Raw genomic sequence first — 5,608 nt, forward strand, 5'->3', positions numbered from 1 at the left:
TTAATTATTCTGTGCATCTCTTATTCTGGTTGTATAGCGTTTATTTCACATCATATGTAAAAAACACTAATCCCTTATGTACGAGAATCATTATACCATCAAGTTTCGACAAATTAGCGATAAATTTTATTACATTTATGTTTCAAACAGATGTCAAGTCACACATCATTTGTCATTTTTCTTAAACGTATAAAAAAACTGTCGATATTATTTTCTTAATATAATCTACCAAATAAAAAAAGAGTCGATTAAACAAATCGACTCTTTAAAATATACTATTCTAGAATATCATCAATATATTTCATATATTTCGTCAACGTTGCCGGAGAGATGCCGAATCGGGCCGCTGTGTCTTTTTTCGTGTCTTGCTTGCCGTGAGCTTCTTTCCAAATATAACAGATCGCTGCCGCCCAGCCTTTCTCATTCTTCAACGGAGCGGCTGCGCGGATTTGCTGGATGACATGGAAAACCCAGCAGCTCATGACTTCTGTTGTCATCTCTTCTTTTTCAGCTTGCTCTAATAATTTGACCGTTTGATAGGCGAACAGAGCATCCTCTGAAACGTCAGCTGCCACAGAGTCTCCATTCAAAAGCAGCTTTACAAAGTGATTTTCAAAAGGAGCGGTAATTCTCTTTGAGCGTATTACCGCTTCAAGATGCTCCGTTTCTCCCTTTGTACTGCTTATATAATAGGCTGCAAGACGCTGTTCTACAGATGAAGGAAGTGCTTCCCTCCGCTCAACCCAGGGCGCAGGGCGGTCTTCTCCGGGATATTGCGACTCGACTTTTCTCCAGATCGTCTCGGCAAAGTCGGTATGCCCCGTAAAATAAGCAGAGCACGAGAGCCAGTAAAAGAATGTGTCGTCACCTTCAAAGCCGGTTTTATATAATGATTTGAGCCATTTATACCCAAGCTCGTAACGGCCGACAAGCGCCAAGGTAGCACCCAGTTTATAACGCTGTTCCAACAGCATTGGATAGACATTAGAAAGCTGCTCACTCAATTCCGCCACTTTTTCATCTTCTCTTTCATAATAGTAGAAAACGAGAAGATTGCATAAGGCGTGAAGATTTCCTTCATTATGAGAAAGCACTTCATACGCGGTTTGCTTCGCTTTTACAACGTTTCCGGAATAGAAATAGGCAAGCGCCAGATTGTTGTATGCTGACCAAAGCTCCGGATATTCAGCTGTGATTTCCTCAAGCGCTGCAACCGCTTCAGCAAGCTGGCCGCTTTCCAGCAATGATTTTGCCCGATCCTGTTTCATCAGCAGTTCATCCTGATCATATAACGAATCCTCAATACCATCGTCCCCTAGATCGAGCAAATCAAGCAGACTATCATTTTCTTCGGCGAATTCACCGTCCGGGTCCGCATCAGAATAAGCGGCCGCTTCTTTATAAGCTTCTTGAAAGAGCCCCAGATGGGCAAAGTTATTCGCTTTAAAGTAATGGCACTCCGGCATTTCGGCCTCCAGATTAGCCATGATATAGTCAAGAAGATCGTTGGACTCTTGATACTGGCCCATTTCCGAGTAAATGACCGCAAGCTGTGAAAGCATCTCTGAATCCTCCGGCTCCAAATGAACCGCGCGCTGAATCAGTTTGCTTGCCCGTTTCAGATTGCGCTCTTTATACGCTTTCAAACCTTTATGAAAAAAATATTGTCCATCTTGAAGCAGCTGGACAATTTGTGCGTGATTTTTATGTTCAGAAGTGTGTTTTCCCACAACTACCCTCCGTTTTATACAATATTACCGTCAGTAGTATACCATAAATCGTAAGCCCCTCAATAGTTCAAAAGGAAGGATTGGGAAATCCCCTCCTCTTTTTTATTGGCTGATTCGACCAAAATTTACCCGGCTTTGTTTTCTAAATCCGCGTTCATTTTCAGCTGCTGTTCAGCAAAATCCCGATAAAGATCATGGGAAGCCATTAATTCATGGTGTGTTCCACGACCGGTAATTTCCCCTTTTTCAACAAACAAAAGCTGGTCCGCGTCTACAACGGTAGATAGGCGGTGAGCGATAACAATTGTTGTGCGGCCCTCCATCAGCACCTCAAGCGCCTGCTGAACTGACTTTTCAGATTGGCTGTCAAGGCTTGAAGTGGCTTCATCAAGCATAAGAATGCTTGGGTTACGGAGAAGCGCTCTCGCAATTGCGATTCTTTGCCTTTGTCCGCCTGACAGCATGATGCCGCGTTCGCCCACTTCTGTATCAAGCTGATTCGGCAGCTCCTTTATAAAATTGAGGGCATAGGCCATTTCCGCGGCTTTTTCGATCTCATCATCTGTTACATCTCGTTCTAATCCGTAACAAATATTTTCTCTGATTGTCCCCGACATTAACGGGCTTTCCTGTGATACATATCCGATGTGCTCCCGCCACGATTCAAGCGAATAAGTGTCAATCGGCTCGTCCCCCAGCCGAATAGCCCCTGCAGTCGGAGAGTAAAAGCGTTCAAGCAGCTTAAACAGCGTCGTTTTTCCCCCGCCGCTCGGACCGACGATCGCTGTCACTTTCCCTGCTTCAATGACGGCGCTGATCTCTTTTAAGATCAGCTGATCGGGCTTATATCCAAAAGACACGCGATCAAGCTGGATAGGCAGATGCGCATTTTCGATTTGTTTTCCCGTCACTGTATCTTCCTCTTCCTCTGCCAAGATCTCAATCATTCGTTCTGTTGCACCGATTGATTTTTGCAGCTGTGTAAAGAATGTTGTAATTTGGCCCATCGGCATAATAATTTGGAACAAATATAAAATAAAAGCCACGAGCGCTCCGGCCGTGAGCTCGCCTGAAGATACCTGCATGCCGCCATAACCGATGACTGCGACAAGGGCTGCCATTAACACGAGTGAGATAAGCGGGACGACAAGTGATTGAACCTTAGCTTCACGAACGCCAAGCTTAAATAATGACGAAATCCCCCTTTTCCCGCGCCCATATTCGACATCCTCCGCATTTGAAGCTTTAACAAGTCTGATTTCCGGGAGAATTTGATTCAGCAGGCCTGTAAAACGGGCCGTTTCATCTTGTGTTTCCCGTGAAATGGAGAACATTTTCCTTCCAATCGGCACCAAAATAAGAGCGGCCAGCGGAACGACCACTAACACAAGCAGTGTCAGTTTCCAGTTCATAATAAACAAGATTGTCAATGATCCAATGACAGAAATGATGCCTGTAATAAATCCGCTGATATGGGTTGTAATCAATTCTTTGACAACCATCGTATCGTTCGTTACACGGCTGACTGTTTCTCCGGAAGCATTTGTATCAAAATAAGAGACAGGAAGCTTAATTAATTTCTTCCATAATAAATCCCGCAGCCCGGAGATGATTTTTTGTCCGTTATAGTTAAGCGCATAGGTGGCATAAGCGCTTAAACCCGCCTGAACGAAAAACACCAGCGCGATCAACCCGATTTGCGTGCCTGACAGATTTGACATAGAAAAACCATCGACAAGCTGCTTCGTTAATAATGGAATGAGCAGGCTGACCAGCGTGGTTACAACACTGAGGGCAAGCGCAAAGGCGAGCTTTCCATAAGAAGGATTGGTCCGTCTTACTAAGGCAAAAAAGGGTTTCAATTTACTTTTAGATTTTTGTTTCTGGGTTGGCATATATTTTCCTCCTGTTTCAGCGTTCAGAAAGGTGAAAAGTCATAGCAAAAGGATGATTTTTACTCTTTCTCAATCATATCAATGGCGAGAGACTTTTTCAGTATATTTTTGCTGTGATGAAAATAAAAGATCTCCCACTCATTGTTTGAATAGGAGATTTTTTATGTTAGTCATCTTTCACTGGCTTCTTTTTTCTGTAAGTCAATGTTACATCCTGCTGCCGCAGGTCTTCAATTATCATTTTGTACCGATCCACTTTTGCGGTATGTTCTTCTTTTATCATCTGAAGGGCAGCTTTTCGTTTTTCGCTTTTCGACTCAAGTTCTTCTTTTATTTTTTTTACAATCAACCCTTTTTGCCCCTTGATTTCCTCTTTTAATGAAGACTCAAATTTCTTTGTCAGGCTGAGAAAGTCGTTGATCGGTTGGTTGATGGTGCCCGTTTTCCCCTTCATTTCATCTTTGGTCAGAAACATATAGGTGGTTGATACAATTTCTGTTTCACTTTCTGAAAATAAGGAAGTCACTCTTCAAATTCCTCCTAAGGCTGAAAATCAAATAACTGAGAAATCATTTCTTCTTTTTCAAACAGCTTTTCAATACTCTCGCGGATATTTTTGATAAAATCCCTTTTTTCTGTTGTCTGTTTTTTTAATTCAGCAACAATTCCATCATTAACAGGAAGCGCACCTGTGTGGAATGATTCATGAACTGAGATTTTTTCCAATTTATCGAATGTGTGGCTGAAACCAGCTGCAAGCCGGAATTGAAGATCGAAGGCATAATGCGAAGGGTTTTCTTCCATATGATGAATCGCCGTGGTGATCGCCTGTTTTTTGTCTATGAAGTCTTCATCGATTTCCTGACTGTAAACCTTCTGGTACTGAGAAATCGCATCTTCCATATCTTCAACGATTTTCATACCGTTTTGATAGATTCTGACAGCGGATGAGAGATTGACTTGAATCGTTTCTCCCGAGCCGCTCTTGCCTGTAAAATAAATATCGGAGCCTTTATAGCTGAAGCCTTTTTCCTTCGACAAGGCGTTGAGCATTTGAACGATGCTGTGGCCGTCGACGATGAGTTTTAGTGCGTCTTTTGTTTCTGTGTCGAGTGTTTTCAATGAGGACAGAATTGATTTTACATAGTCCACTATTTCACCAACGTCTTTTAAAGCTTGCATAAATTGGCCATGCTTTAGATGGTCAATGAAATGTTCGTAGCGTGATTCTATGCCTCGCATACACGCGTTAATATTCGTTAATTCTTTTTTGATGACTTTCTTTTGAGTTTCATCAATATACCCATTTTCAGCTAACTGATCTACGACCGGTCCGCTGTTTCTCAACAAGGTATGAAGAAAACCTAAAAACGACGGCAGTTCCTCTTTTATTCGGCCATACATTTGCTTTACATCATCAAAATGCTCATATAGGACACTTACTTTCTTTAAAGCACCATCTGTGTTTTTCACTCTTTCAATCAGGTCTATGTCTATCCCACTGGCTGCCTTTATAAAACCGTTCAAGCCGTCTTTTTCATAGTCATCCTTATATTTTTGAAGGAATTTTTGAATTGACCTCACATCTTCGTCAGGAATCCCATCCATAATGTTTCGAATGCCTTTTACACTTGTATTAGTATCTGCCATCTTCACATCACCGAATGTAATAAAATCGGCCTTGCCGCTGACTCCATACAGCGGGTCATCTTTTGAGATGCGTTGGGTGATGTTTGCTGTTACGCCTTTGTCTTCATAATATTTTTGGATTTCTTTTTTTAACTTTTCTGGTGGGATATCATTAATATCTTTTAAGCGTCTAATATGAAATTTATGCATTAGCCTATCTCTCAAATTCAAATCAGTTGCTAGCAGGTGGTCAACGCTTATTTGAGCTCCGTTAACCCCATCTTAACCTCATGACCGCTTGCCTTCAGGATTTGGGATAAAACGATAGCCGAGACCTCGAACGGTTACAATATA

At 42.1% G+C, this 5,608-nt stretch carries 3 protein-coding genes and 1 pseudogene; all 4 read right to left on the bottom strand.

Translation table 11 applies throughout. From position 1 onward, the window contains the following. Nucleotides 1–275: 275 nt before the first annotated feature. Nucleotides 276–1,730, bottom strand: coding sequence for a tetratricopeptide repeat protein (locus C1T29_RS20735; protein WP_040081721.1), 1,455 nt, complete (start codon nt 1,728–1,730; stop codon nt 276–278). Between the two features lie 125 nt (nt 1,731–1,855). Further along, the gene (bmrA, locus tag C1T29_RS20740; RefSeq protein WP_103749329.1) at nt 1,856–3,625 is read right to left on the bottom strand and encodes a multidrug resistance ABC transporter ATP-binding protein/permease BmrA; all 1,770 of its coding nucleotides are present in this window, start codon (nt 3,623–3,625) and stop codon (nt 1,856–1,858) included. Between the two features lie 166 nt (nt 3,626–3,791). After that, nucleotides 3,792–4,151 carry a hypothetical protein gene (locus C1T29_RS20745; RefSeq protein ID WP_103749328.1) on the bottom strand — a complete coding sequence of 120 codons (360 nt, stop codon included), beginning with the start codon at nt 4,149–4,151 and terminating at the stop codon, nt 3,792–3,794. Between the two features lie 14 nt (nt 4,152–4,165). Next, nucleotides 4,166–5,533, bottom strand: a pseudogene (locus tag C1T29_RS20750) (DUF6792 domain-containing protein); the annotation flags it as partial. Nucleotides 5,534–5,608 lie beyond the last annotated feature (75 nt).

The sequence above is a fragment of the Bacillus sp. MBGLi79 genome, from assembly GCF_002953915.1.

What these genes read in the sequence shown, in the direction of transcription:
- bmrA (WP_103749329.1), bottom strand. Translation starts at nt 3,625, where the DNA reads ATGCCAACCCAGAAACAAAAATCTAAAAGTAAATTGAAACCCTTTTTT.